We start from the raw sequence: 24,760 nt of genomic DNA on the forward strand, positions 1-24,760 counted from the left end.
AGAATGGCGGAATATAGATGTCTTGTAGCGGACGATGACGAACTGGGGAGAGAACTGATAGCACAGTATCTGGATGGTTTAGCGGTATGCACTATGGCGGAAAACGGTCGCCAGGCCGTAGACAGCTTCGTGGCGGCCAAGGCCAAAGGGGAGCCCTTCGATCTTGCCATTCTCGATATCGTTATGCCGGAGATCGACGGCCATGCGGCAGGAAAGGAAATTCGGCGGATTGAGCGGCTGGAGGGAGTGCCTGTTTCACAGCAGGTAAAGATCATTATTCTTTCGTCCCGCAATGCTCCCCAGGACATAATGGAGTCTTTCATGTCGGCCCAGTCGGCGGCGCACCTCGTGAAGCCGGTGGAACCTGCGAAGCTGCGCGAGACGCTTGGAAAACTTGGAATACGAAAGCGTGCCTAGCGGCAGAGGATCATGATCTGCCTGAAGGTAATTCTGAAGCCATGTTGCGTGCCTGTCGCTAAAGATCCTTCACGCGGAAAGTCAGGGGGATGTCCACGCTTATCTCTTCACCGGGGATCGAGTCTGGAACGGCGGGAAATGTCCCGGCGTACCTGACGGCTCGTAATGCCGCATTGTCGAGCACGGTATAGCCGCTCGATTTTACAAGCTCTACATGCTTCACAGATCCGTTGCGCCTCAATACGCACACCACGAGAGATCGCCCCTCGATTCCAGACTTCAGTGCGACCAGCGGATACTCCTTGCGCCGCTCAACAAGGTGACGCACCGAAGCTGCATAGGAGTTTCTCAGGTCGAGGAGGGGAGAGCGTTCTGCGCGCGGTTGTGCCTGTATGGATCGAAAGGTTGCTGTATCTCGTTTTACCCGCCATAATTTCTCTCCTCCTTCCTCTGATCCACGCGAGATACGTTCCGGACGGGGCGCTGCGGGTGAGGAACTTACCGCAGCCAGTGAATCTCGCATCTCCGTAATCACCACTTTGTTCTCCCGCTGCTGTCCGATTTCGGAATGACGTTCCTCATTGTTGATCTGTTGGGGAGTTGGAGGAGGTGGGAGCGCGCGATGCTGTGTGATCTTCATCTGTTTTATCGGCTGTTCCTGCCCCTTCTGCTTTTCCCTATCCCACATGAGAAGCAGTGTGATCGCCAGTATCTGAAGAACCAGGAACAGCGCGAGAAACTTTCCTCCCCGTAATGTGCTTAAGCCTTTTCCTGAGTGCTTGCTTCGGGAGCGCGTTTTTATCTCCCGATAATCATTGAGATCCTTTGAATTTATGGAATTCGACATCTGCCATTCCTTTCGATAGCTCGGCAAACTGATACAGAGCCGGACAATGCACTTCGAGTTACGGATGGGAAAAGTGTAGCCTGAAATGAGCATCATTCAACTGGATCAGCTGTGGGTGAGGGTGGAGAACAATCCCGAATGGAAGCGCTAATGGGGGGCCAGGATCTCGAAAATGTATATGATGATTTCTATGGCAATGAGGGCGATTATGATGATCTCCAGGCGGGATGCCCGGATGGCGTGGCTTAGAGTGGAAAAGACTTCTGTTATGTCCATTAGTGTCTCGGATTTGTGTTTGATCTCCTGGTAGCGCTGATTGAGCTCGAACATGTTTGCCATAGTAAGATATAGACGGTCTGCCTCGGGGTTGTCCCAAGTGATCTCCGGCTTGTCGAGAATCATCACCGATGCTATGGAACTGTATTTGAAGCTTAAAATCTGTGAAGCAAGCCGTCCAAGTTTCTTGTCCGGGACGGTGAGCTTTCCCTGGTGCAGGAGCGCTATCATTCCCTCCATCTCATCGAGCACTTTGTCCACTTGCTCTTCGATCCTTTCCAGCGCCACCGATTTTGCGATAACAAAAGCAATAATATCGACAAAAGCAGTATTATAGTGGGACATCACCGCATAATCATTGGTGATGGCCAGGGCGCCGGTATTTTCTATGCGAAGCGAATAGTGGTCTTGGTATTTCAGGCTGGGAAGGTCGGCAAAAATGTCGCTGATGTTCCTCATCTCCCGGAAGAAGAGTTGCAGGACATCAGAAGGGCAGTCAAGAAACACGACGCCGCCAAAGAAATAAAGGTACACCTGTGGTTTTCCGGTTTCGCCAGGGGAGAGCGCCTGCATCGTCAATGGATCGAGCAGGAGCGGCTCTTCCCATCGGAGCTTCCTGGTAATGCCGAACCGTGGACCGAACTTGTTAAGATCGATCTCGCCAGCACATGCGTATGCTATGAAATGATGCTGCTGCATCTGCTACCTCTGGAATGGACTCGCTGAAGTTTTTGAAGATTGAATAATCTATCATGCCCCATGGGTTGTTTCCATAATATCATTGCTTGGCAGCGACCGGAAAGGTACAGAAAAGGGCACAGACAGTTCACCAGGTAGACGCCTTTTTGCTTGACAATGGGCAGTCGGCTGCGGTATACAGTCAACTTTACCGGAGGCGGGGTGAAATATCCTCCTAGGGATCCAAGGAGGTTTTTCTTGCTTCTGGTGCAACATTCAGGCGGTGTAGCTCAGCTGGTTAGAGCATACGGCTCATATCCGTAGTGTCCGGGGTTCAAGTCCCTGCACCGCCACCAATTTTCAACCCCCTCCTTTCCCAGGTGGGGGTTTTTTGCATTCTGCCGCCGCCGGAGAGGCCGGGATCAAATGCTGAAAACGGTGCTTGCGTCGATAACTGAATATGGACTTTTTGTCCCTGGTGCTGCGATAGTCGTTGCCGTTTCCGGTGGGGCCGACTCGGTGGCTCTTCTTGATATCCTCTCCAGGCTCCCGGATTACAAGTTGCGTCTTGTGATCGCGCACCTCAACCACCATCTGAGAGGCAATGAATCGGATGAAGATGAACAGTTCGTCAGAGGGTTGGGAGACCGGTACCGGGTGCCGGTGGAGACTCGAGGAGTTGACGTAGCGAAGGTTGCCCGTGATAAGGGCCAGTCACTCGAAGAGGCGGGGCGGAAATGTCGGTACGACTTTTTCGCAGCGGTCGCTGAAAAACATGGTGCTTCTGTAGTGGCAGTCGCGCATCATGCGGATGATCAGGCTGAGACGGTTCTCATGCGGCTACTGCGCGGCAGTGCCGGGACCGGGCTCTGCGGAATGCTTCCGCTGTCCCAGGATGGACGGATAGTGCGGCCCCTGCTGGGTGTTACGAGACGGGAGATAGAGGAATACCTGTCCGAGCGGGCTATTCCCTTCAGAACTGACAGCAGTAATGCCGACCCCCGGTTTCTTCGCAATCGAGTCCGACATGAACTGCTTCCCCTTCTTTCCACTTACAACCCTGCGGTGTCCAAGCGACTTACGGCTACAGCCGATGCTTTGGCCGCCGATGAGGATCTACTGGAGCGGCTTGCAGCCGAGCTTTTAGACCGGCATGCAGAGGTGTTGCCTGGCCGGGTGCTTTTGCGGGCAGCAGGGGTGAGGGAAGAACCCCGTGGGGGCAGGCTGCGGCTTTACCGTCATGCATTGCGCCACCTGAAGGGCGATCTTCAGCGAATAGGCTATTCCCATCTGCAGGAGACCGACCGACTCCTTTTTTCTCCTCGGCCGCATCTTTCGCTGAACCTGCCAGGGGTGACGGTGGAAAAAAGCTACGGTTCTGTTATCTTCACTCTTTCGGACTGCTTAACCCACTGGGAAGGCTTCGACATTGAGATCGGCGGCCAAGGGCTCTTCAGCCTCAAAGGTTGCGGATTCCTTGAAGTGACTGTCCAGGTGGATGCCCCCGGCGAAAATGGAATGAAAAGCTCCGCCCTGATCGATCTCGGAACCGCCCCTTTTCCATGGTGCATACGTACATTCCGAAACGGTGACCGTTTCATTCCTTCAGGGATGTCAGGACACAAGAAGGTGAAAGACCTTCTCATGGAGGCGAAGGTTCCCAGATCGGATCGGCGCCGAGTGCCGCTGCTCTATTGCGGTGACGATCTTCTCTGGGTCTGCGGGATACGCAGGTCGGCGGTTGCTCCAGTTACCGCTTCAACCCGGCTTGTTGCCAAGGCGATGTTCATCCCCGATAGAGGTAAACCCGCTTGTAAAAGCGGTGTTGATATGATATCTAATCCCACTTAAAGTACATTTATTCAACCACTTCAACTAAAGCGCACACGCTGCTGCGCGCTCAACGCATCAAGGGGGTATCCTTGAATCAATTTTATAAGAACCTGGCGCTCTGGCTCGTGATCAGTCTCATGATGATCCTGCTCTTCAACCTCTTCAACAAGCCGAAGCCAAACCAGGAAAGGCTCAATTACAGCGAATTCATCGCGGCTGTGGATGCGGGCAAGGTTGGATCGGTCACCATCCAGGGCAACGATGTCATCGGCAAGTTCACCGACGGCAAGGAGTTCAGGACCTACAAGCCTTCGGATGCAACCATATCCGAGACACTGCTTGATAAGAAGATAGCTGTATCGGCACGGCCCGAAGAGGAGAAATTCTCCTGGTTTTCGATTTTCGTGTCCTGGTTCCCGCTGATTCTGCTAGTCGGGGTGTGGATATTCTTCATGCGGCAGATGCAGTCCGGTGGAGGAAAGGCGATGTCGTTCGGCAAGAGCCGGGCAAAGCTCCTGACTGAAGCGCAGGGAAAGGTGACGTTTGAAGATGTTGCCGGCATCGAGGAGGCAAAGGAGGAACTGGAAGAAATCATTTCCTTTCTCAAGGATCCGAAAAAATTTACCAAGCTCGGCGGGCGAATCCCCAAAGGAGTGCTCCTGATGGGACCTCCGGGCACGGGTAAAACCCTTCTGGCCCGTGCCATTGCAGGAGAGGCAGGCGTTCCTTTCTTTTCCATTTCGGGTTCCGATTTCGTCGAAATGTTTGTCGGGGTCGGAGCTAGCCGTGTTCGTGATCTTTTCGTCCAGGGCAAAAAGAGTGCTCCGTGCATCATATTTATCGATGAGATAGATGCAGTGGGGCGTCACCGCGGCGCAGGGCTCGGCGGTGGACATGACGAGCGGGAGCAGACCCTCAATCAGCTGCTTGTAGAGATGGACGGTTTCGAATCCAACGAAGGGGTCATTCTTATCGCTGCGACCAACCGCCCTGATGTACTTGATCCGGCACTGCTCCGGCCTGGGCGTTTCGACCGACAGGTAGTAGTGCCGCGTCCAGACGTGAAAGGGCGCGAGGAGATTCTCAGGGTGCACACAAAAAAAACGCCGCTGGGATCCGGAGTCGATATGGGAGTTATCGCACGTGGAACTCCCGGATTTTCCGGTGCCGACCTTGCCAATGTGGTCAACGAGGCAGCTCTGCTGGCTGCACGAAAAGGCAAGAACGCAGTTGATATGCAGGATTTCGACGATGCCAAGGATAAGGTTCTTATGGGGGTCGAGCGGCGGAGTATGGTGATTTCCGAGGAGGAGAAAAAGAATACCGCCTACCACGAAGCAGGCCATACTCTTGTGGCGAAACTTATACCAGGCACCGATCCGGTGCACAAGGTCTCCATTATTCCCCGTGGGCGCGCTCTCGGTGTGACGATGCAGCTTCCGATCGAGGACAAGCACAGTTACTCGCGAGAGGCTCTGCTCAATCGGATCGCAGTGCTCATGGGGGGGCGCGCGGCGGAGGAGATTGTTTTCAATACTATGACCACGGGTGCCGGCAACGACATTGAGCGAGCCACCGAGATTGCCCGCAAAATGGTCTGTGAATGGGGAATGAGCGACAAACTCGGCCCTGTCAGTTTCGGTAAAAAAGATGAGCAGATTTTTCTCGGCCGGGAAATGGCAACACAAAAAAACTACAGCGAGGCTACTGCTGTCGAGATCGATGTCGAGATCAGGCGTATCGTCGATGAAAATTATGCCCGGGTTCTGCAACTTCTGAGGGACAAGATCGATGTCCTTCATAAGCTTTCTCTGGAACTTATCGTGAAAGAGAATCTCTCAGGAGACGAGGTCGACCGTATCATTAAAGAGGTTTCGCTTGCAGGAGCGCCTCAGGCTACTCCTCCCGTACCTTCTGTCTGATGAAGTGTGCCATGCGGCTGTTGTCGGTGAGGTCCCTGGCAGATGCACAGCGGGACCTCGCTGCACTGGGAATCGATCCGTTCTCCCTGCGCAGTTTCGCTCCCAAAATGCTCTACCGGGTGGTGAAGGTAGACGGGGTAAATCTCGACGATGTGGCCCTTTTAAGAAAGGAGCTTTTGGCTCTCGGAGGAGACGTCGCAGTCGGCCGCAGTGGAGTGGAGGAAACTGGCAGGACGACCGCCATCCTTATGGGATCCGACAAGCAGATGCGAAAGCTCTGCTCCTTCCTGTCCGGTTTCCAACTTGATTTTTCGACATTCGCCAACGACCTGCTCAGGCTGCTCGATAACGAGGCGAATCTACAGCGCCACTGGCATGTCGGCGGGAAAATTCTCGAATTTTCCCGCCGTTTGTGCATCATGGGCATTCTGAACCTCACGCCGGATTCTTTTTCGGACGGTAACAGGTACCGATCTGTCGACGAGGCGGTTGAGCGTGCATTGCAGATGGAGGAGGATGGCGCCGATATAATCGACGTGGGCGGAGAAAGCACCCGTCCTTTTGCGCCACCTGTATCGGAACTGGAGGAGTTGCGCCGGGTGCTGCCTGTGCTGGAAAAGCTCAACGGGCGCCTTAAGGTGCCAGTTTCGATTGACACCTACAAAGCTGCTGTAGCCAGGGAAGCGATCGCTGCCGGAGCCGCCATTGTCAACGATGTAAGTGGGTTCACATTTGACCGGCAGATGGCGGAAACGGTGGCAGAGACCGATGCCGGAATGGTGCTCATGCACACGCGCGGCCGGCCACATGAAATGCAGAAGGATACTAGGTATAAGGCACTCGTCGACGAGGTGATACATGATCTTCGCGCGGCGGTTGGCCGAGCAGTGACCGTGGGCATTGATGCACAGCGTATTGTGCTGGACCCAGGAATCGGCTTCGGCAAGGACGTACGCGGCAATCTCGAAATTCTGGGAAGGCTATCCGAATTCGGAGTGCTGGGACGTCCCATACTCATAGGAACTTCGCGCAAGGGTTTCATCGGCAAAGTCCTCGACCGTGAAACCACCGAACGTGCCTTCGGGACTGCGGCAACCGTGGCGCTTGCAGTAGCCGACGGCGCCTCAATTTTCAGAGTTCATGACGTACGGGAGATGCGTGATGTCGTGGATATGGCCTTTGCCATAACGAGGCAGATGACACCTCCACACTAGTCATGAGAGGCAAATTATTTTCTGGTGGAACGAATGACCGAGATACTGCAAAATTCCGGGTGGCTCTTCGATCTACTGGATGTGGCTGTGGTGGCTTTTCTCATCTACAAGTTCCTCCTTCTCATCAGGGGAACTGTCACGTTCCGGCTGGTCCTCGTTCTCGGGTTGTTATTCACACTTTACGCCTCGTCGCAGATCACCGGGCTAAAGACTCTCGGCTGGTTGCTCAACAACCTTTTTTCCTCCGTAATTCTCGTCCTGGTCATCATTTTCCAGCATGACCTGCGTCGTGCTCTCGTCACCATCAGCCGGAAACAGTCAAACCGCGGTGGAGATGAGGGGGGCGAAGTCATCGAGCAGCTTGTGAATGCGGCACAGGCGCTTTCCGATAAGAAGATCGGCGGCTTGATGGTGCTTGAGAGAGAGATGCCTCTCGACGGCTTCCTGGAGGTAGGTACCGAGATTGATGCCAAAGTGACTTCAGAGATCATAACCTCGATATTTCTGCCCTATTCTCCGATCCACGACGGGGCTGTCATTATTCAGAAGGGGAAATTGACCAAGGCCGGATGCTTTCTTCCGCTTACCCAGAACCCGGAGATCAGCAAGACACTTGGAACCCGCCATCGCGCTGCCATCGGGCTCACCGAAATTGTCGACGCAGTTGTCATCGTTGTTTCGGAGGAGACCGGCAAGATATCGGTGGCGATAGGGGGTGGGGTTCTGCGAGATCTGGAGCCGCCCCGCCTTCGCAAGGTGCTCCGGCAACTACTTGAGGGGAGGTGGCTGAAATGAACCTCCCGGCTCGTCTGCCTAAGAATTCCGGGCTTATTGTACTGTCGCTTTCACTCGCGTTTGTGTTGTGGCTGTTCGTTAATTATGATAGAGAATCCGAAACGGAGATGACCGTACCTGTTCGTGTAGTTAATGTCCCGCAAGGGCTGGACGTGACCAACCAGCTCCCCCACCATCTCGTAGTTCGGGTTGCGGGGCCGCGGATACAGCTGATGCGGCTGGTGCCCGAGCGGTTGACCGTTTCTCTCGATCTGGGGAATCTCCGTGAGGGGACTGTTGCCTTTCCGGACCTCGGGAATGCTGTGCCCGTTCCGCGAGAACTTCGGGTTACCAGGATCTATCCCTCGATGATAGAGATCGAGCTCAGGAAGGCGGGGCGACTCCGCCGGAATTAAAACCTCTTCTGTTGCGCGCGCAGCCTGAAGACAAGGAGAGAGTAATGAAGAAGCTTTTCGGGACCGATGGCGTTCGCGGTGTCGCCAACGTCTACCCGATGACAACTGAGATGGCGATGCAGCTCGGAAGAGCAGCGGCGTACATGTTCCGCAACGGCCACAGACGGCACCGTATCGTTATCGGTAAAGATACGAGACTTTCAGGCTACATGATAGAAAACGCCCTTGTGGCCGGTATCTGCTCCATGGGGGTCGATGTTCTTCTGGTCGGTCCACTGCCGACGCCCGGAATTGCCAATATCACTTCCTCCATGAGGGCCGATGCGGGGGTTGTCATCTCCGCCTCACACAACCCGTTCCAGGATAACGGCATCAAGTTCTTTTCACGAGACGGGTTCAAGCTGCCGGACGAGATGGAACTGAAAATGGAGGATCTGATATTCTCCAAGAAGATCGACTCTCTTCGTCCGATTGCGACCGAGGTCGGTAAGGCCTATCGGATTGACGATGCCGCGGGACGTTACGTAGTCTTTTTGAAGAGCACGTTCCCAAAGGATCTCGACCTCGCCGGTATGAAGATCGTCCTGGACTGCGCCAATGGAGCTGCCTACAAAGTCGCGCCGGCGGTTCTCGAGGAACTGGGAGCGGAAGTAATCACCATCGGAGCTAAACCGAACGGAACAAACATCAATGCCGGGTGTGGATCACTTCATCCCGAGGTTATCAGCGAAGCAGTGAAGGAGCACAGGGCGGACCTGGGAATTGCCTTGGATGGAGACGCAGACCGGGTCATCTTCGTGGATGAGTTCGGCAACGAGGTCGATGGGGACCAGATCATGGCTATCTGCGCCACCGAGATGATCCGGCAGAAGAAGCTTCGCAAGAACACAGTAGTAGCTACCGTGATGAGCAATATGGGACTCGACATCGCAATCAAGAAAGCGGGCGGAAAGATCGTCAAGACCGCGGTCGGCGATCGCTATGTAGTTGAGGAGATGCGCAAAGGGGGATACAACCTGGGGGGAGAGCAGTCCGGGCACATGATATTCCTGGATCACAACACTACAGGGGACGGGATGCAGTCGGCGCTCCAGGTTTTGGCCATCATGCGACGCAGGAAACAGACGCTCGCGGAGCTGGCGGAGGTGATGATTCCGCTCCCTCAGGTGCTTGTCAATGTGCGGGTGCCCGAAAAAAAGGACATCATGACCCATCCCGAGATCGCCAAACTCGTGAAGGACATCGAGGCAAAGCTGAAGGACGAAGGTCGCCTGCTGGTGCGTTATTCGGGTACCGAACCGCTTCTGCGCATAATGCTAGAAGGTCAGGACAAGTACCAGATAACCGGCTGGGGCAAAGAGATCGCCGATCTCGTCGAAAAGAAGCTGGGGGGAAAGTAAATGGCGAGACTGGGAGTAAATATCGATCACGTAGCAACGATCCGTCAGGCCCGGGGGGGACGCGAGCCGGACCCGGTCACGGCGGCCGCTATTGCAGAACTGGCGGGTGCTGACGGAATCACCCTCCATCTGCGAGAGGACCGGCGTCATATTCAGGAGCGGGACCTGAAGCTTCTGCGCAGGACTGTCCAGTCACGTCTCAACCTGGAGATGGCTACTGCCCCCGAGATCGTGCAGATCGCACTTGCGGTCAAGCCTGAAATGTGCACCCTGGTACCGGAGAAACGTCAGGAACTTACGACCGAGGGGGGCCTCGATGTGCGGCTCAATATGGAGCAGGTGGTCGAGGCTGTGGACCGGCTTCAGGACGGGGGCATCGCAGTCAGTCTTTTCGTAGACCCAGATCCTGCCCAGGTGAAAGCAGCCCACAAGACCGGGGCTGATTACATCGAGATCCACACCGGTGCCTATGCGGAAGCCGAGACGGCGGAGGAGGAGAACCGGGAGCTGGCGAAGATCGAGGCAGCCATCAAGCTCGCGACGAAGCTCGGCCTCGGGGTCAATGCAGGGCACGGTCTCAACTACCGGAACATCAAGAAGGTAGCCGCACTGGGCGGGATCGAAGAGTTCAATGTAGGTCATTCAATCATTTCACGCGCTGTACTCGTCGGGCTCGACCGGGCCGTGCGGGATATGGTCGAACTGATAAAATATGCCTGACTGGACCTGACATGAGCAAGCCCGTGATTCTCCTCGTCGATGATACGAGGTTGTTCCTGACTCTCGAGATGGAGCTGCTCAAGCAGGCCGGGGCAAACGTCATCACAGCGGACGGTGGCTGTGAGGCGGTGGCAATGGCACGCCGGTACCGACCTGACCTCATATACCTCGACTTCGACATGCCGGGGATGAGTGGTCCGGAGTGCTGCGCAACGCTGAAAGCCGACCCGGTACTGCGTAGAGTGCCGGTGATCATGGTAACGACCGCCGGAAGTGATGACGACGTTGCAGCGGCTCGCAGCGCTGGGTGCGACGCCTGTCTCAGTAAGCCCCTCGACCGTGCCACCTTCCTTGAGGCCGGACGCCGGTTTCTGGCTCAGATCGACCGCCGCGAGATGCGCATCCACTGCCGCATCAATGTCGTCTTCAGAATGAACTACGAGAACTTTTCAGGCACCTGTAACAATCTCGGCATGCGAGGAATGTACATAGGTTTCGATGGGGACGTGGTCAAGGGCGCGCCGGTGGAAGTGAGCTTTATCCTGTCGGGCAGCAATTCCTCACTAATCGAGGCATGGGGGAAGGTCGCCTGGGTCAACAGCGGAGAGCATCGCAACAAACAGGATCTTCCCGAGGGCTTTGGGGTTGAATTTCTCGATATGACCGAAGAATCCCGTGTTCTTATAAGGAACTTCATAGAAAATTGTTCCTGAGGCGTCATGGAGTCAAGCGAGGAGAGATAATGGACTATCAGATTGGTGAAACCGGAAGGGTGGTTGTCGTCCGTTTCTCTGATGGGGATGATTTGCTCGGAGGGCTGGCGGTGCTTGCGAGGAAGGAATATATCAGAGCTGCTGTTATCCACCTGGTGGGAGGGATTCGACGCGGCAAGTTCGTCGTGGGGCCCCGGGGGGAGGAGATGCCCCCGGAACCGGTGTGGCGCGAGCTCGAGGAAAGCCACGAAATGCTCGGTGTCGGCACGCTGTTCTGGGAAGGTGACGAGCCGAAGGTCCACATCCACGGCTCCTTCGGTAAACACGATTTCGTCAAGACAGGGTGCCTGAGGGATGACAGCGAGGTTTTTCTGGTTCTGGAGGCGATTGTGACGGAGGTAAGGGGAGTGAGCGCGGTCCGGCAGCTCGACCCTGTTTCCGGCCTGTCGCTTCTCAAGCTCCGAAACGATGATCATGCGGCGGCGTAGCTTCTGCCTACGGGGAAATCAATGATCTTCGGGACCGGAGTCGATATCGTCGATATCAGCCGCTTCGAGCGTTTCGTTCGGGAGGATAACCAGCCCCTGCTGCAACGGATTTTTACTCCGCGGGAGCACGAATACTGCGTGGCCCGAAAGCAGAGTGCTCAGCACTACGCACTGCGATTCGCTGCGAAGGAAGCATATCTTAAAGCCCTAGGTACCGGACTTAGAGACGGTATATCCTGGCGGGACATGGAAGTCGTAAACGACCACCTGGGCAAGCCGGAGCTTCTTTTATCCGGAAGGGGGGCGGAGGTGTTTCGGGAGCGCGAATTGTCCCGCTGCCATCTTAGCCTCTCTCATGACGGAAATTTCGGTGTAGCCATGGTTATACTGGAGCAGCTGCCATGAAAGTAGTCACAGCCGAGATCATGCAGCAGGTGGATCGGCGGGCGATAACCGAGGCGGGCATTCCGGGGCTTCAGCTCATGGAAAATGCGGGGCGGTGTTGCGCGGCTGAGATCATCTCCCGCTACGGTTCCTCGGGTCGTGCAATCATTGTGGCAGGTAAAGGAAACAACGGTGGTGACGGGTACGTAATCGCGCGGTATCTGCAGGAAGCAGGGTGGCGCACAGATGTCTGTGTCGTGGCGGAGCGGGCGGATATCGCTGGGGATGCCCTTGCCAATCTGGAGCGGCTTGGTAAAGGTTGCCTGAACTTCTGTCCGAATGAAGCGGCGCTTGCCGCGGCAGCCCGATCATGGCGCGAGGGGACCCTGGTCGTGGATGCCCTGTTCGGTACCGGACTCAATACCGACGTCGCCGGCAAACACCTTGCTGCCATCAGGTTGATCAATGGCTCAGGTCTTCCTGTTGTTGCCGTGGATATACCTTCCGGGGTCAACGGGACTACTGCCCGGATCATGGGCGAGGCGGTCATGGCTGATTTTACGGTGGCCTTCGGTTTTCCCAAGCTCGGTCATGTTGTTTATCCGGGCGCAGAGAATTGCGGGGTCGTCGTTACGGTGGATATCGGCATACCCGCGAAAATCCTTGCGGAAACACCCGGATATGATTATCTGGACGCCGCTGCTGCAAGGTCTCTGATCCGCCCTCGCTCTCCTGTTGCTCACAAGGGAAGCTTCGGTCATACATTCATCATAGCGGGGTCCACCGGAAAAACGGGCGCCGCTGCGATGGCGGCCAACAGCGCTGTCAGGGGAGGGAGCGGCCTCGTCACTCTGGCAGTGCCGGCGTCTCTTCACCATATCCTGGAAGTGAAGACGACCGAGTCGATGACGGTCCCGATTGATGACGATGCTACCGGAAGACTGACTGAGGGAGCCTGCGGCGCCCTGATGGATGCAGCAGCTGGGAAAGATGCCGTAGCCCTCGGGCCGGGAATAGGATGGCATCAGAGGACTGCAGGGCTGGTACGCATTCTTTCCGCCGCTCTTTCCAACCCGCTGGTTATCGATGCCGACGGGCTTAACGCACTTTCCGAACAACCGGAAGTGTTGCTGGATCGGTGCGGACGGATAACGGTGCTTACGCCTCATCCGGGGGAAATGGCGAGATTGACCGGCCTTGCTACTACAGCTGTCGAGGCCGACCGCATCGGCGTGGCTCTTAAATTCGCCCGGCAGTATGGTGTGTGGCTGGTGTTGAAGGGTGCCCGGACGGTCGTTGCTGCACCTGATGGACGGCTTGCCATCAACAGCACCGGAAATCCCGGCATGGCGTCCGGCGGCATGGGTGATGTGCTTACGGGTCTTCTGGCTGCACTCCTCTCCCAAGGGTACGAGCCCTTCGATGCCTGTTGTATAGGGGTTTACATCCACGGCCATGCCGCCGATATTGTAGCCGCGGATAAGGGCGAAACCGGTATCTCGGCGGTGGATGTGCAGGAGCGGATACCGTATGCCTTCAAACTCTTGCAGCAGGGTAGCTGACAGTGTTTCGATCTTTCCGTACATGTGTCCCAAACTAAAGAGGAGGCAGTATGCTCAAAGTTGCCGATGTGATGACGACACCTGTCATAAGTGTTCGAAAGGAGCAGAATATCAGGGAGTTGGCGGAGCTGTTTGCTCGTCATCGGATCAGCAGCCTCCCTGTTGTGGATGAAGAGGGAAGGCTCATTGGAATCGTAACCGAAACCGACTTGATAGAGCAGGACCGGAACCTGCACATACCGACGGTGGTCTCCATTTTTGATTGGGTCATCTACCTCGAGAGCGACAAGAAATTCGAGCGAGAGTTGAAGAAGGTAACCGGTCAGACCGTTGAGGACATATACACTGCCGAGGTGGAAGCCGTTACCCCCGAAACGCCTGTAAGCATAGTCGCCGACATGATGAGCAGCAAAAAGATCCATGCCATTCCCGTGGTTGACGGAGACCTCCTGGTGGGTATGGTCGCGCGCATCGACCTTATACGGTCTATGATCCAGCCCGTATGACATCGTGGACTGTCACGAGCCGAAGCTGCTCTGAAACGGTTCTGCTGGGTGAGAGACTCGGCATGCTGGTGGAGCCGGGAGATTTCGTCGCGCTCATAGGGGATCTAGGCGCCGGCAAAACAGAGTTCGCTAAAGGAGTGGCCGCTGGTCTCGGTGTTGACCCGTCAGTTGCAGTCACAAGCCCGACTTACATTCTGATGAACATCTACGAGGGTCGGCTGAAACTCTACCACTTCGATCTCTATCGGTTGTCGGGTGATGAAGACTCGGAAGCCCTTGGATTTCATGAGTATTTTGAAGGAGAAGGTGCGTGCCTGGTAGAATGGGCGGACCGGCTTGATGAGGAATTGCCGGTGGAGCGGCTGGCGGTGCAGATAATATATGAGGGAGAAAAGACCCGTACTCTCAATTTTTCCGCTACTGGAGCGCGCTATGAGGGGCTTCTCGCCGCCCTTGCGGCGCAAGAACTGTAACTGCCAGGCAAGCCTGCTGAAAATGTCACATTGTCATAAAAAAATGTTTTGACGGTACACGAGATTCTTGATAGTAAAAACTATTTCTGCATCCCATTAGTCACTCCCAACTGAAAAAATATTACCCGTTCCAAAGGAGGATTCCAGATGGCTCTCGTGGTCCAAAAGTATGGCGGCACCTCGATGGGTACGATCGAACGCATCCGTAACGTCGCCAAAAGGGTCATCAAGACCTATGATGCAGGCAACGACATGGTGGTCATCGTATCGGCAATGTCGGGAGAGACCAACAAGCTTGTAGCTCTCGCCAACGAAGTGACAGAGTTTCCCGACAATCGTGAGTATGATGTTCTCGTAGCTTCCGGAGAGCAGGTCTCCATTGCGCTACTGGCTATGTGCCTCAAGTCGATGGGTTACAAGGCGAAGTCGTACCATGGGTGGCAGATTCCCATCATCACGGACAATGTGTTCAGCAAGGCTCGTATAGAGGAGATCGACGACAAGAAGGTCCGTGCGGATCTGAAAGAGGGCACTATCATTATTGTGGCCGGTTTTCAGGGGGTTGACCGTGAGGGAAACGTCACGACGCTTGGCCGCGGAGGTTCCGATACGTCTGCAGTCGCCATGGCTGCCGCATTGAAGGCAGATGTCTGTGAAATCTACACTGATGTTGACGGCGTATATACCACTGACCCGAACATCTGTACGGATGCACGGAAAATCGAGAAGGTTTCCTACGACGAAATGCTGGAAATGGCGAGCCTCGGTGCAAAAGTGCTCCAGATCCGCTCGGTGGAGTTCGCCAAGAAGTACAACGTCGATATTCACGTCCGTTCCAGCTTCAACGACAATCCAGGAACTATGGTTACCAAGGAGGATAAGGATATGGAAGCAGTTCTCGTGTCAGGAATCGCCTATGACAAAAATGAAGCCAAGATCGCCGTTATGCGGGTGCCGGACAAACCGGGCATTGCAGCCAAGATACTATCTCCCCTTTCAGAAGCCAACATTTCGGTGGACATGATCGTACAGAACGTCAGCGAGGACAGCTTTACCGACTTCACCTTCACCGTTACTAAGGCTGATTTTAAGAAAGCGCTTGCAATCACCAAAGAGTCGGCCAAGGAAGTGGAAGCCAAGGATGTGATGACTGATGAGAACATCAGCAAAATCTCCATCGTTGGCGTGGGGATGCGCAGCCACGCCGGGGTCGCGACGAAAATGTTCGAGACGCTGGCAAAGGAAGGCATAAACATACAGATGATCTCTACATCGGAGATAAAGGTGTCCGTGGTCGTAGATGCCAAATACACTGAACTGGCTGTCAGGGTACTCCACGATGCTTTCGGTCTTGCCGGCGCTGCTGCCTGATCCGTTCATCCTCAAATGAAAGCAGAAGGTGAAGATATATGAGTCTTGTACGGATTTACGATACCACTCTGCGGGACGGCACCCAGGCAGAAGACATCTCCTTCCTCGTCGAAGATAAAATTCGAATTGCCCATAAGCTCGATGAAATAGGAATTCACTACATCGAGGGGGGGTGGCCGGGGAGTAACCCGAAGGATGTAGCGTTCTTCAAGGACATCAAGAAGGAGAAGCTGCAGCAGGCGAAAATTGCCGCATTCGGTTCCACCCGACGTGCCAAGATAACTCCGGACAAAGACCAGAACATCAGAACATTGGTTCAGGCTGAGCCGGATGTGGTTACTATTTTCGGGAAAACCTGGGACTTTCATGTGCACGAGGCGCTACGGATTTCTCTGGAAGAAAACCTGGAGCTGATTTTCGATTCACTGGAGTACCTCAAGTCCAGGGTTCCGGAGACGGTCTACGATGCTGAGCATTTCTTCGACGGGTACAAGGCTAACCCACAGTATGCGATCAAGACCCTGCAGGCCGCAGAATCCGCCAAGGTAGATTGCATTGTTCTCTGCGATACCAATGGAGGAACCCTTCCTTTCGAAGTGGCGGAAATAATCAGAAATGTTCGAAAGCACATCAAGACCCCTCTCGGCATCCATACCCATAATGATTCCGAATGTGCCGTTGCAAATTCACTGCACGCAGTAAACGAAGGAGTGGTCCATGTGCAGGGGACCATCAACGGCTTCGGTGAGCGATGCGGTAACGCCAATCTCTGCTCCATCATCCCGGCGCTGAAGCTCAAAATGAAGAGGGAGTGCATCAGCGATGAGCAACTGCGGAAGCTGCGGGATCTCTCAAGGTTTGTGTATGAGTTGGCTAACCTTTCGCCGGCCAAGCATCAGGCATATGTAGGCAATTCCGCTTTTGCCCACAAGGGGGGGGTTCACGTCAGCGCAATTCAGCGGCATCCCGAGACTTATGAGCATATGCGTCCGGAAGTAGTGGGGAACACCACCCGAGTTCTCGTTTCCGATCTTTCGGGCAGATCGAATATTCTGGCCAAGGCTGAAGAATTCGACATCAACCTCGACAGCAAAGATCCGGTAACGCTCGAAATTCTGGACAACATAAAAGAGATGGAAAACCGGGGTTATCAGTTTGAGGGCGCGGAAGCTTCCTTCGAACTCCTCATGCGGCGCGCTCTCGGTACTCACCGGAAGTTTTTCTCCGTGATCGGGTTCCGGGTGATAGATGAGAAGCGTCATGAAGACCAGAAGCCCATCTCCGAAGCTACGATAATGGTAAAGGTCGGAGGCAAGATCGAGCATACTGCCGCCGAAGGGAACGGCCCGGTCAACGCTCTCGACAATGCTCTGCGAAAGGCGTTGGAGAAGTTTTATCCGAAACTGAAAGATGTCAAGCTGCTTGATTACAAGGTGCGGGTTCTTCCTGCTGGACAGGGGACGGCGTCAGCGATCCGTGTTCTTATCGAATCCGGTGACAAGGGGACCAGATGGGGCACTGTCGGCGTTTCCGATAACATAGTTGATGCTTCCTATCAGGCCTTGATTGACAGCATCGAATTCAAGCTTCACAAGGAGGACGCCGAGGTAGCGAAAAAGTGAGCGATCGGGCACAGCGCCTGGTACTTCTGCTGGTTGCGGCGATTTTGCTTGTTTCAGTAATAGGCCACGGGACATCTTTTAAACAGATGCCCGTGGCCTTTGTTCGTTCATCCTCCGAAGAGGTGCTAGTGCGGGTAAGTGGTGATCTTCGGGAAGGCATCTATAAAATTCCTGACGGTACTACGGTAGCTGCCGCCATAAAAATGGCGGTCCCTAAAGTTCCTTTCAGTTCTGCCGATATGCCGGTGCTCAGTAGAAAGATATCGGCCGGCGAAATCATCCTCGCGGAATGGAATGACTCTAAACATATGGAAATCAAGGTAGTTAGGATGGGGGCGCGGGAGCGTATGCTTCTTGGGCTGCCCCTGCTCCCGAACGAGATGACCAGGCAGGAATGGGAGGAATTGCCGTCGATCGGGCCTGCTCTCGCACGTGCGATAATGAATCACCGTCAATGTAATGGCGATTTTCAGGGGGTGGCTGACCTTGTCCGGGTACCGGGGATCGGGCATGGCACGCTGGGTGTAATAATGGAAAAATTTTAATCAGATGTAAATGCACGATTTTAAACCGCAACCTCATTTTATTTCTAACTTTCTCTCTAATCCCTTCCCGGTTCTCCCTATTGGCATGCATGGTGAAATCCCTCTCGCTAACCTAACGAAAATAACCATCGAGTGGAGGGATAGTCATGAAATGTCCGAAATGCAAAGGCCGTATGTTCGCTGAAAAATTCTACGACTTCGTCAGATCGTTTGATGCTTGGAAGTGTACCTGCTGCGGCGAGCTCCTCGACCCGACCATCATTGCAAACCGGGCGCGGAACAATAACCTCTTTATCGGCTGAATTGAAAGGGTGTGAAGGAATGGGAGGGGCGGCATCGCCCCTCTTTTTTTTCATGAATAATCTTGAGTCGTCTTGCGCTACAGATACAATTGTAGAATGGCACCAAATATGAGGGGACTGGCAGGAGGAGTCGTTGACAAGTGAGTTGATCGCAAAGTCACGTAAATTTACAGACGATTTACTGGTATGGCTGAGGGGAAGAGGAAAAATCCTCATCATTGTACATGACAATCCCGATCCTGACTGTCTGGCTTCTGCAATGGCCCTGAGGCATCTGTTCGTCATGAAGCTAAACCGGGATGCCACGATTGCCTTTTCGGGAATGATCGGCCGCAGCGAAAACCTTGCGATGGCCAAGAAGCTGGAGATTCCTCTAACTCCCTTTGCCCTTATCGACATCAGCGACTATCAAGTCATCTGCATGTTAGATACGCAACCTGCAACAGGTAACAACTCACTCCCCCCCGGCGTGAAAGTGGATATCGTCATAGATCACCATCCTCCGCGTCCTGCCACCCAGAGCAGCCGATGGGCTGACATAAGGGATGAATACGGAGTTACCGCGACAATTCTATACGAATATCTCCAAGCCCAGGAGGTCATTATCGGCACCAAGCTGGCTACCGCTCTTTTTTATGCAATCAGGTCGGAGACACAGGATCTGGGGCGTGAGGCTAACCAGCCGGACAGGGAGGCTTACCTCCGTCTCTTTCCTCTTACCAACAAGAAGCTGCTCTACGAGATTTCATATCCTAAACTCCCGATAGAATATTTTCTCACAATAAACAGCGCCCTTGAACATTCCCGCATTTATGGTCCGCTTCTCGTGATGAATCTTCAGGAGATAATCTTCCCCGAAGTAGTTGCCGAGATGGCAGATTTCCTCATCAGGCTGGAGGATATAGAGACTGTCCTCAGCATGGGGCAGTACAGTAACGAAATGATCCTGTCCATCCGTACCATTCGCCATGACCTAAATGCAGGTGAAATCATCAGGAGTATAGTCGATGGTATGGGGGCTGCTGGTGGGCATGGCATGATGGCAGGGGGAAAAATAGACAACGTTCCTGCGGATCGGGACGTAATTGAGCGTGTAGAGCGAGAGTTGACTAAACGTCTCCTGCAGGCGTTGGGGATGGAGCAGATCAGGTCCAGGGACCTCATAGGTAAATCCGCTTCGAGACATTGACAATAAGGTCTCGCTGCTATATAAACGCGTTTACCAAACTAATCGGGAGCTTCATGCGAATAGACGGTCGTACTTCAGATCAGCTGAGAGAGATACGCATCACCAGGAATTATGTGAAGCATCCGGAAGGATCGGTTCTTGTTGAATGTGGTGACACCAAGGTGATATGCACTGCTTCCGTAGAAGAGACTGTACCTCCCTTTCTGCGCGGAAAGGGTTCCGGCTGGGTTACAGCGGAATACGCCATGCTGCCGAGGGCTACGCATACCCGCTCTCCCCGCGAGTCTTCCCGGGGCAAGGTAACAGGCCGAACCCATGAGATACAGAGGCTCATCGGACGCTCGCTTCGAGCAGTTACGGATATGTCGCTTCTTGGAGAGCGCACTGTTCTCATCGATTGTGACGTGATTCAAGCCGATGGAGGAACCCGGACTGCTTCTATCACCGGTGCTTATGTTGCTTTGGCAGATGCGCTGAGGTTTCTGCAGGAAAAAGGAGCTGTTGCTGCCTCTCCGCTTAAGGAGGCTGTTGCGGCCATCAGTGTCGGAATCGTAGGAGGGGTGCCGCTGCTCGATCTGAACTATGAGGAAGATTCGGCAGCGGATGTCGACATGAACTATGTCATGACAAGCTCCAGCCGCTTCGTCGAGGTTCAGGGCACAGCCGAGGCGGCCCCCTTTTCAATCGCCGAGATGGATGCCATGAGATCGCTGGCGATCCGAGGGATTTCCCGCCTTCTCGAAATTCAGGCGGAGGCCCTCTCGCGGTGAGGGAGCTTGTTGTCGCTACTGGAAATCAAGGTAAGCTACGGGAGCTTGAGCTTCTTCTGCACGGCACTGTGGAGCATCTGTATTCGCTTAGGGATTATCCGGGAATACCACCTGTCCTTGAGGATGGTATAACGTTCGAAGAAAATGCCATAAAAAAAGCCCGTACGGTTGCAGTTGCTACCGGCAAGCCGACTATTGCCGACGATTCGGGGTTGGTTGTCAATGCTTTGGATGGGCAGCCGGGGGTTTATTCGGCGCGGTTTGCCGGCGAGGATGCCACTGACGATGATAACAACAGAAAGCTTCTTGCGCTGATGGCAGATGTTCCCGATAACTGCAGAAGCGCTCGCTTTCAGTGTGTTATTGCTTATTGCCTTCCTGATGGCGCTTGCCGAAAGTTTTCGGGGGAACTGAGAGGCGTTCTCCTTAAGGAGCCTCGTGGAAAGGATGGATTCGGTTACGACCCGCTCTTTCTCGTGCCGGAGTACGGTAAGACTTTGGCGGAGCTTCCGTTGCACCTGAAGAACCGGGTCAGTCATCGAGGTTGTGCATTGGGTGAGTTTTTGTCCTATATAAAAGAAGCTGGTTGATCTTAAGAAGCTGCACCGTTGATAAAAAGTAGTTGCAAGGGTGCAGATGCTGTGCTATAAGAGGCATTTCCATCGGGGTGTAGCGCAGCCTGGCTAGCGCACCTGCCTTGGGAGCAGGGGGTCGGAGGTTCGAATCCTCTCACCCCGACCAATATGCGCCTGTAGCTCAGCTGGATAGAGCAACGGACTTCTAATCCGTAGGTCAGAGGTTCGAATCCTCTCAGGCGTGCCAGTTTGGCCTTTATGGTGGCTATGGTGAAGCGGTTAACACAAACGACTGTGACTCGTTCATACGTGGGTTCGAATCCCACTAGCCACCCCATGTAACAGCTAAGCCCCGTCAGACAACGGGGCTTATTCATTATCGTTTATAATCGCGAGAGTGGCGGAATTGGCAGACGCACTGGACTTAGGATCCAGCGGGCAACCGTGGGGGTTCAACTCCCCCCTCTCGCACCAGTCAAGCACATCCCGCATGGCTTCTCTCCAGAATAACTTCCGATTGTTCCCAAAGAACATTGCATTCAATTTTCAGTGAGGTCCGAGATGCAGATTACCGTCGAAAAACTCAGCAGCGTCAAAAAGAAAATCAATGTTGAAATACCTGCAGACCGTGTTGGTGCGGAGATCGACAAGGCTTACGATCGAATACGCAAGCACGCCGCAATTAAGGGATTTCGCAAGGGCAAGGTCCCACAGTCGTACCTTGAGAAGTACTATAGCGAGCGGATGCAGGAGGACGTGCTCAAGAACATTGTGAATGACACTTATTTTCAGGCGCTCATGGATCAGAAGATCTATCCTGTATCTCACCCGATGATTGAAAGCGATGACCTGAAAAAGGGGGAAACGTTCAAGTACTCTGCAATTGTAGAAGTTTTTCCTGAGATAGAAGTGAAAGATTACCTGGGCTTGGAGGTTAAGAAGGAAGAGTTTGTTCCTTCTCCGGAGGCGGTAGAAAAACGCTTAACGGAAATGCGTGAGAGCCTTGCACAGCTTAAACCCATAGAGGAAGCGCGTGCTGTGGCCTCTGGCGACTTTGTCACACTTGATTTTACCGGATTTGTAGACGGTGCGCCTATCGATAAGGGATCTGCCGAGGATTTTGTGCTGGAGATCGGTTCCGGCAAGTTCATCCCTGGTTTCGAAGAGCAACTTATAGGCATGGACCGGGGGATCGAGGGGAATATTAGCGTAAACTTCCCCGAGAATTACTCCGCCGCCGAGCTTAGTGGCAAGGAGGCTACCTTTGCTGTTCGTATCAAGGAGATAAAGGTAAAGGAACTCCCTTCTTTGGATGACGACCTAGCCAAGGAATTCGGTGAATATGAGACTCTTGAGCAGCTGAAGGATAAGATTGCCGAACTCTATGAAAAACAGGAGAAGGGTCGGATCGAGGGCGAGTTCCGTGAGCAATTGATTAGAGCGTTGATTGAGAGAAATGATATAGAGGTTCCGGAGGCGCTCGTTGAAAAGCAGGTGCAGTTGATGCTCGACAATGCAAAGAGCCGACTCGCCTCTCAAAATCTCTCTTTAGAAATGATGGGGCTCGACGAAAAGAGGTACAAATCTCAGTTTCGTGGGATTGCAGAGAATCAGGTGAAGGGTTCGCTGCTGCTTGATGCAGTCGCCAAACAGGAGAATGTCAAGGCGGAAGAGAGCGATCTTGATGAAGAGATCACAAAAATCGCCACCGAAAACAACCAGGATGTTGATAAGATCCGTAACTATTTCCAGAGCAATGAGCAGGCGCGGGAGAACCTTCTTGGGCAGATCAGAGAAAACAAGGCGGTTGAATTTCTGATAGCAAAGGCGAAGGTCAGCCTTATGCCCCGCGAGAAGATGACTGAGCAACAGGCCTGAAACAGCTACGGATGACAATTCGAGGGGGCATGCTATGCTTGTACCAATAGTGGTGGAACAGACGGGGAGGGGAGAGCGGTCTTACGACATCTACTCCCGATTGCTGAAAGACCGCATCATCTTTCTCGGCGGCCCGATAGACGACCATATATCGAACCTGGTCGTCGCGCAGCTCCTTTTTCTTGAGGCCGAAGACCCTGACAAGGATATTCATCTCTATATAAATTCTCCGGGAGGAGTTGTCACTTCCGGGATGGCTATTTACGACACGATGCAGTACATCAAGGCTCCGGTTTCTACCATATGTGTCGGACAGGCCGCCTCCATGGCCGCACTGCTTCTGGCTGGTGGAGAACCGGGAAAGCGGTTCGGACTTACGCATTCGCGCATTATGATACATCAGCCGCTTGGTGGATTTCAGGGGCAGGCGACAGACATTCATATTCACGCCCAGGAAATACTCCGCATGAAAAAGCGGCTCAACGAACTGCTTGCCCAGAATACGGGAAAGCCGCTGGAGAAGGTGGAAGCCGATACCGAGCGCGACTACTTTATGTCTAGCGAGGAGGCCAGCGCGTATGGTATCATCGACTCCATTATCAGCAGAAATGCTGCGCCGGGAGGCACCCGATGAGTAGACGCGAAGACCGGACCGACAATCTCATTTGCTCCTTCTGCGGAAAGAGCCAGGATGAGGTGAAAAAGCTTATTGCCGGGCCGACGGTTTACATCTGCGATGAATGCATCGAGTTGTGCAACGACATAATCGCAGAAGAAACCAAGCTTGAAGAGGCAATAGGCCCTGACATCAAGAAGCTGCCGAAACCGCACGAAATCAAGGAAGTCCTGGATGAATACGTTATAGGACAGGACCGTGCGAAGAAGACATTGGCTGTTGCCGTATATAACCATTACAAGCGAATAGAAGCCATGGGAAAGCCCGGTGACGTGGAGATGCAGAAGAGCAACATCCTTCTGCTGGGTCCTACCGGGTCAGGAAAGACGCTCTTGGCCCAGACCCTTGCGAGAATTCTGAGGGTTCCATTTGCCATGGCTGATGCTACGAATCTCACCGAAGCCGGATACGTCGGTGAGGATGTGGAAAATATCATTCTCAATCTGCTGCAAGCTTCCGATTACGATGTGGAGCGGGCACAGAAGGGAATCATCTATATCGACGAGATCGACAAGATTGCCCGCAAGTCTGATTCCCCTTCTATTACCCGCGATGTCTCGGGAGAGGGCGTTCAGCAGGCGCTTCTCAAGATTATCGAGGGGACGGTTGCCAGCGTACCGCCGAAGGGGGGACGGAAGCATCCGCAGCAGGAGTTCCTGAAGGTCGATACGACAAATATTCTTTTTATCTGCGGGGGCGCTTTTGCAGGCCTGGAAAATATCATCCAGCAGCGGATTGGCGTGAAAACCCTTGGGTTTGGGGCTGATGTAAAAAAGCGTATCGAGAAGCGGGCAGGAGAGTTACTTGCGGAAGTAACTCCTGAAGATCTTCTGAAGTTCGGGTTCATTCCTGAGTTTATCGGTCGTCTGCCGGTACTTGCCACCCTCAGCGAACTTGATGAGGAAGCAATGGTTCAGATACTCAAGGAACCGAAAAATGCCCTCGTCAAGCAATACATGAAGCTGTTCGAGATGGAGCACGTCAAACTCAAATTCACGGACGGATCTCTTGTTGCCATTGCAAAAGAGGCTCTGAAAAGAAAGACCGGCGCGCGTGGTCTGCGCTCCATCCTCGAAAATGTCATGCTCGACATTATGTACGAAATTCCCTCGCAGACTATGGTAAAGGAAGTGGTAATAAACGACGATGTGATCATCCGGAAGGAAAAGCCCATCATCGTCTATGAGAACGTGGCTGAGTCCGCCTGAA

The 24,760-nt window shown here is 53.8% G+C and carries 26 protein-coding genes and 5 tRNA genes; 29 read left to right on the top strand and 2 right to left on the bottom strand.

Annotation, left to right across the window (positions count from 1 at the left end; translation table 11 throughout):
* The first annotated feature begins 3 nt into the window (after positions 1-3).
* Positions 4-417: a response regulator gene (locus CFB04_RS02620; RefSeq protein ID WP_088533833.1), complete on the top strand. Its 414-nt coding sequence runs from the start codon at positions 4-6 to the stop codon at positions 415-417.
* Positions 418-475: 58 nt separating this feature from the next.
* On the opposite strand, the gene CFB04_RS02625 is transcribed toward CFB04_RS02620, so the two are convergent.
* Complete coding sequence (locus CFB04_RS02625; protein WP_157698692.1) at positions 476-1,264, bottom strand: energy transducer TonB; 789 nt, start codon at positions 1,262-1,264, stop codon at positions 476-478.
* A gap of 147 nt (positions 1,265-1,411) precedes the next feature.
* On the bottom strand, positions 1,412-2,239 hold the full coding sequence (locus CFB04_RS02630) for an RMD1 family protein (protein ID WP_088533835.1): 828 nt from the start codon (positions 2,237-2,239) through the stop codon (positions 1,412-1,414).
* Between the two features lie 258 nt (positions 2,240-2,497).
* On the opposite strand from CFB04_RS02630, the gene CFB04_RS02635 reads away from it, so the two are divergent.
* The 28 genes from CFB04_RS02635 (at position 2,498) to clpX (ending at position 24,759) form a co-directional block, all read left to right on the top strand.
* Positions 2,498-2,574, top strand: a tRNA-Met gene (locus tag CFB04_RS02635).
* Between the two features lie 70 nt (positions 2,575-2,644).
* Positions 2,645-4,069: a tRNA lysidine(34) synthetase TilS gene (gene tilS, locus CFB04_RS02640; protein ID WP_088533836.1), complete on the top strand. Its 1,425-nt coding sequence runs from the start codon at positions 2,645-2,647 to the stop codon at positions 4,067-4,069.
* Between the two features lie 71 nt (positions 4,070-4,140).
* Positions 4,141-5,973: an ATP-dependent zinc metalloprotease FtsH gene (ftsH, locus tag CFB04_RS02645; protein WP_088533837.1), complete on the top strand. Its 1,833-nt coding sequence runs from the start codon at positions 4,141-4,143 to the stop codon at positions 5,971-5,973.
* Positions 5,974-5,984: 11 nt separating this feature from the next.
* Positions 5,985-7,187: a dihydropteroate synthase gene (gene folP, locus CFB04_RS02650; RefSeq protein ID WP_369833204.1), complete on the top strand. Its 1,203-nt coding sequence runs from the start codon at positions 5,985-5,987 to the stop codon at positions 7,185-7,187.
* Between the two features lie 33 nt (positions 7,188-7,220).
* On the top strand, positions 7,221-7,982 hold the full coding sequence (cdaA, locus tag CFB04_RS02655) for a diadenylate cyclase CdaA (RefSeq protein ID WP_088533838.1): 762 nt from the start codon (positions 7,221-7,223) through the stop codon (positions 7,980-7,982).
* Complete coding sequence (locus CFB04_RS02660) at positions 7,979-8,377, top strand: YbbR-like domain-containing protein (protein ID WP_088533839.1); 399 nt, start codon at positions 7,979-7,981, stop codon at positions 8,375-8,377. Before cdaA ends, CFB04_RS02660 begins: the two co-directional genes overlap by 4 nt.
* Before the next feature lie 44 nt (positions 8,378-8,421).
* Positions 8,422-9,777: a phosphoglucosamine mutase gene (gene glmM, locus CFB04_RS02665; RefSeq protein ID WP_088533840.1), complete on the top strand. Its 1,356-nt coding sequence runs from the start codon at positions 8,422-8,424 to the stop codon at positions 9,775-9,777.
* On the top strand, positions 9,778-10,497 hold the full coding sequence (locus CFB04_RS02670; RefSeq protein ID WP_088533841.1) for a pyridoxine 5'-phosphate synthase: 720 nt from the start codon (positions 9,778-9,780) through the stop codon (positions 10,495-10,497).
* 11 nt (positions 10,498-10,508) lie between these two features.
* On the top strand, positions 10,509-11,210 hold the full coding sequence (locus CFB04_RS02675) for a response regulator (RefSeq protein WP_088533842.1): 702 nt from the start codon (positions 10,509-10,511) through the stop codon (positions 11,208-11,210).
* A 29-nt stretch (positions 11,211-11,239) separates the two neighbouring features.
* A complete protein-coding gene (locus tag CFB04_RS02680) occupies positions 11,240-11,698 on the top strand; it encodes a PPC domain-containing DNA-binding protein (RefSeq protein ID WP_088533843.1) in 459 nt (152 codons plus the stop codon).
* A 21-nt stretch (positions 11,699-11,719) separates the two neighbouring features.
* Positions 11,720-12,103, top strand: a complete 384-nt coding sequence (locus CFB04_RS02685) for a holo-[acyl-carrier-protein] synthase (RefSeq protein ID WP_088533844.1) — start codon at positions 11,720-11,722, stop codon at positions 12,101-12,103.
* On the top strand, positions 12,100-13,644 hold the full coding sequence (locus CFB04_RS02690) for an NAD(P)H-hydrate dehydratase (RefSeq protein ID WP_088533845.1): 1,545 nt from the start codon (positions 12,100-12,102) through the stop codon (positions 13,642-13,644). The genes CFB04_RS02685 and CFB04_RS02690 overlap by 4 nt, the downstream gene beginning before the upstream one ends.
* A gap of 50 nt (positions 13,645-13,694) precedes the next feature.
* Positions 13,695-14,150: a CBS domain-containing protein gene (locus tag CFB04_RS02695; RefSeq protein WP_088533846.1), complete on the top strand. Its 456-nt coding sequence runs from the start codon at positions 13,695-13,697 to the stop codon at positions 14,148-14,150.
* Complete coding sequence (gene tsaE / locus CFB04_RS02700; RefSeq protein WP_088533847.1) at positions 14,147-14,623, top strand: tRNA (adenosine(37)-N6)-threonylcarbamoyltransferase complex ATPase subunit type 1 TsaE; 477 nt, start codon at positions 14,147-14,149, stop codon at positions 14,621-14,623. The genes CFB04_RS02695 and tsaE overlap by 4 nt, the downstream gene beginning before the upstream one ends.
* A gap of 147 nt (positions 14,624-14,770) precedes the next feature.
* Complete coding sequence (locus tag CFB04_RS02705) at positions 14,771-15,994, top strand: aspartate kinase (protein WP_088533848.1); 1,224 nt, start codon at positions 14,771-14,773, stop codon at positions 15,992-15,994.
* Positions 15,995-16,032: 38 nt separating this feature from the next.
* Positions 16,033-17,616, top strand: a complete 1,584-nt coding sequence (gene cimA / locus CFB04_RS02710) for a citramalate synthase (RefSeq protein WP_088533849.1) — start codon at positions 16,033-16,035, stop codon at positions 17,614-17,616.
* Positions 17,613-18,161, top strand: a complete 549-nt coding sequence (locus tag CFB04_RS02715) for a helix-hairpin-helix domain-containing protein (protein ID WP_088533850.1) — start codon at positions 17,613-17,615, stop codon at positions 18,159-18,161. Before cimA ends, CFB04_RS02715 begins: the two co-directional genes overlap by 4 nt.
* 146 nt (positions 18,162-18,307) lie before the next feature.
* Positions 18,308-18,463, top strand: coding sequence for a hypothetical protein (locus CFB04_RS02720; protein WP_088533851.1), 156 nt, complete (start codon positions 18,308-18,310; stop codon positions 18,461-18,463).
* Positions 18,464-18,596: 133 nt separating this feature from the next.
* Complete coding sequence (locus CFB04_RS02725) at positions 18,597-19,652, top strand: bifunctional oligoribonuclease/PAP phosphatase NrnA (RefSeq protein ID WP_088533852.1); 1,056 nt, start codon at positions 18,597-18,599, stop codon at positions 19,650-19,652.
* 53 nt (positions 19,653-19,705) lie between these two features.
* On the top strand, positions 19,706-20,422 hold the full coding sequence (gene rph / locus CFB04_RS02730) for a ribonuclease PH (protein ID WP_088533853.1): 717 nt from the start codon (positions 19,706-19,708) through the stop codon (positions 20,420-20,422).
* Positions 20,419-21,012 carry an XTP/dITP diphosphatase gene (locus tag CFB04_RS02735; RefSeq protein WP_088533854.1) on the top strand — a complete coding sequence of 198 codons (594 nt, stop codon included), beginning with the start codon at positions 20,419-20,421 and terminating at the stop codon, positions 21,010-21,012. Before rph ends, CFB04_RS02735 begins: the two co-directional genes overlap by 4 nt.
* Positions 21,013-21,085: 73 nt before the next feature.
* Positions 21,086-21,163 (top strand) — tRNA-Pro (locus CFB04_RS02740).
* Between the two features lie 4 nt (positions 21,164-21,167).
* A tRNA-Arg gene (locus tag CFB04_RS02745) sits at positions 21,168-21,244 on the top strand.
* 14 nt (positions 21,245-21,258) lie between these two features.
* Positions 21,259-21,334 (top strand) — tRNA-His (locus CFB04_RS02750).
* A 54-nt stretch (positions 21,335-21,388) separates the two neighbouring features.
* A tRNA-Leu gene (locus CFB04_RS02755) sits at positions 21,389-21,471 on the top strand.
* Positions 21,472-21,558: 87 nt separating this feature from the next.
* Complete coding sequence (gene tig / locus CFB04_RS02760) at positions 21,559-22,875, top strand: trigger factor (protein ID WP_088533855.1); 1,317 nt, start codon at positions 21,559-21,561, stop codon at positions 22,873-22,875.
* Positions 22,876-22,909: 34 nt separating this feature from the next.
* Complete coding sequence (gene clpP, locus CFB04_RS02765; protein WP_088533856.1) at positions 22,910-23,509, top strand: ATP-dependent Clp endopeptidase proteolytic subunit ClpP; 600 nt, start codon at positions 22,910-22,912, stop codon at positions 23,507-23,509.
* Positions 23,506-24,759, top strand: coding sequence for an ATP-dependent Clp protease ATP-binding subunit ClpX (gene clpX / locus CFB04_RS02770; RefSeq protein ID WP_088533857.1), 1,254 nt, complete (start codon positions 23,506-23,508; stop codon positions 24,757-24,759). Before clpP ends, clpX begins: the two co-directional genes overlap by 4 nt.
* Position 24,760: the final 1 nt, after the last annotated feature.

The sequence above is a fragment of the Geobacter sp. DSM 9736 genome, assembly GCF_900187405.1.
GTDB lineage: Bacteria > Desulfobacterota > Desulfuromonadia > Geobacterales > Geobacteraceae > DSM-9736.

Excerpts from the sequence above, each read along its gene's own strand:
- CFB04_RS02680 (WP_088533843.1), top strand. The coding sequence starts at position 11,240 with ATGGACTATCAGATTGGTGAAACCGGAAGGGTGGTTGTCGTCCGTTTC.
- tilS (WP_088533836.1), top strand. The coding sequence starts at position 2,645 with ATGCTGAAAACGGTGCTTGCGTCGATAACTGAATATGGACTTTTTGTC.
- CFB04_RS02705 (WP_088533848.1), top strand. The coding sequence starts at position 14,771 with ATGGCTCTCGTGGTCCAAAAGTATGGCGGCACCTCGATGGGTACGATC.
- clpX (WP_088533857.1), top strand. The coding sequence starts at position 23,506 with ATGAGTAGACGCGAAGACCGGACCGACAATCTCATTTGCTCCTTCTGC.
- CFB04_RS02670 (WP_088533841.1), top strand. The coding sequence starts at position 9,778 with ATGGCGAGACTGGGAGTAAATATCGATCACGTAGCAACGATCCGTCAG.
- tsaE (WP_088533847.1), top strand. The coding sequence starts at position 14,147 with ATGACATCGTGGACTGTCACGAGCCGAAGCTGCTCTGAAACGGTTCTG.
- CFB04_RS02685 (WP_088533844.1), top strand. The coding sequence starts at position 11,720 with ATGATCTTCGGGACCGGAGTCGATATCGTCGATATCAGCCGCTTCGAG.
- folP (WP_369833204.1), top strand. The coding sequence starts at position 5,985 with ATGCGGCTGTTGTCGGTGAGGTCCCTGGCAGATGCACAGCGGGACCTC.
- CFB04_RS02690 (WP_088533845.1), top strand. The coding sequence starts at position 12,100 with ATGAAAGTAGTCACAGCCGAGATCATGCAGCAGGTGGATCGGCGGGCG.
- glmM (WP_088533840.1), top strand. The coding sequence starts at position 8,422 with ATGAAGAAGCTTTTCGGGACCGATGGCGTTCGCGGTGTCGCCAACGTC.
- rph (WP_088533853.1), top strand. The coding sequence starts at position 19,706 with ATGCGAATAGACGGTCGTACTTCAGATCAGCTGAGAGAGATACGCATC.
- CFB04_RS02695 (WP_088533846.1), top strand. The coding sequence starts at position 13,695 with ATGCTCAAAGTTGCCGATGTGATGACGACACCTGTCATAAGTGTTCGA.
- CFB04_RS02720 (WP_088533851.1), top strand. The coding sequence starts at position 18,308 with ATGAAATGTCCGAAATGCAAAGGCCGTATGTTCGCTGAAAAATTCTAC.
- cimA (WP_088533849.1), top strand. The coding sequence starts at position 16,033 with ATGAGTCTTGTACGGATTTACGATACCACTCTGCGGGACGGCACCCAG.
- CFB04_RS02660 (WP_088533839.1), top strand. The coding sequence starts at position 7,979 with ATGAACCTCCCGGCTCGTCTGCCTAAGAATTCCGGGCTTATTGTACTG.
- CFB04_RS02630 (WP_088533835.1), bottom strand. The coding sequence starts at position 2,239 with ATGCAGCAGCATCATTTCATAGCATACGCATGTGCTGGCGAGATCGAT.
- cdaA (WP_088533838.1), top strand. The coding sequence starts at position 7,221 with ATGACCGAGATACTGCAAAATTCCGGGTGGCTCTTCGATCTACTGGAT.
- clpP (WP_088533856.1), top strand. The coding sequence starts at position 22,910 with ATGCTTGTACCAATAGTGGTGGAACAGACGGGGAGGGGAGAGCGGTCT.
- CFB04_RS02620 (WP_088533833.1), top strand. The coding sequence starts at position 4 with ATGGCGGAATATAGATGTCTTGTAGCGGACGATGACGAACTGGGGAGA.
- CFB04_RS02675 (WP_088533842.1), top strand. The coding sequence starts at position 10,509 with ATGAGCAAGCCCGTGATTCTCCTCGTCGATGATACGAGGTTGTTCCTG.
- CFB04_RS02625 (WP_157698692.1), bottom strand. The coding sequence starts at position 1,264 with ATGTCGAATTCCATAAATTCAAAGGATCTCAATGATTATCGGGAGATA.
- tig (WP_088533855.1), top strand. The coding sequence starts at position 21,559 with ATGCAGATTACCGTCGAAAAACTCAGCAGCGTCAAAAAGAAAATCAAT.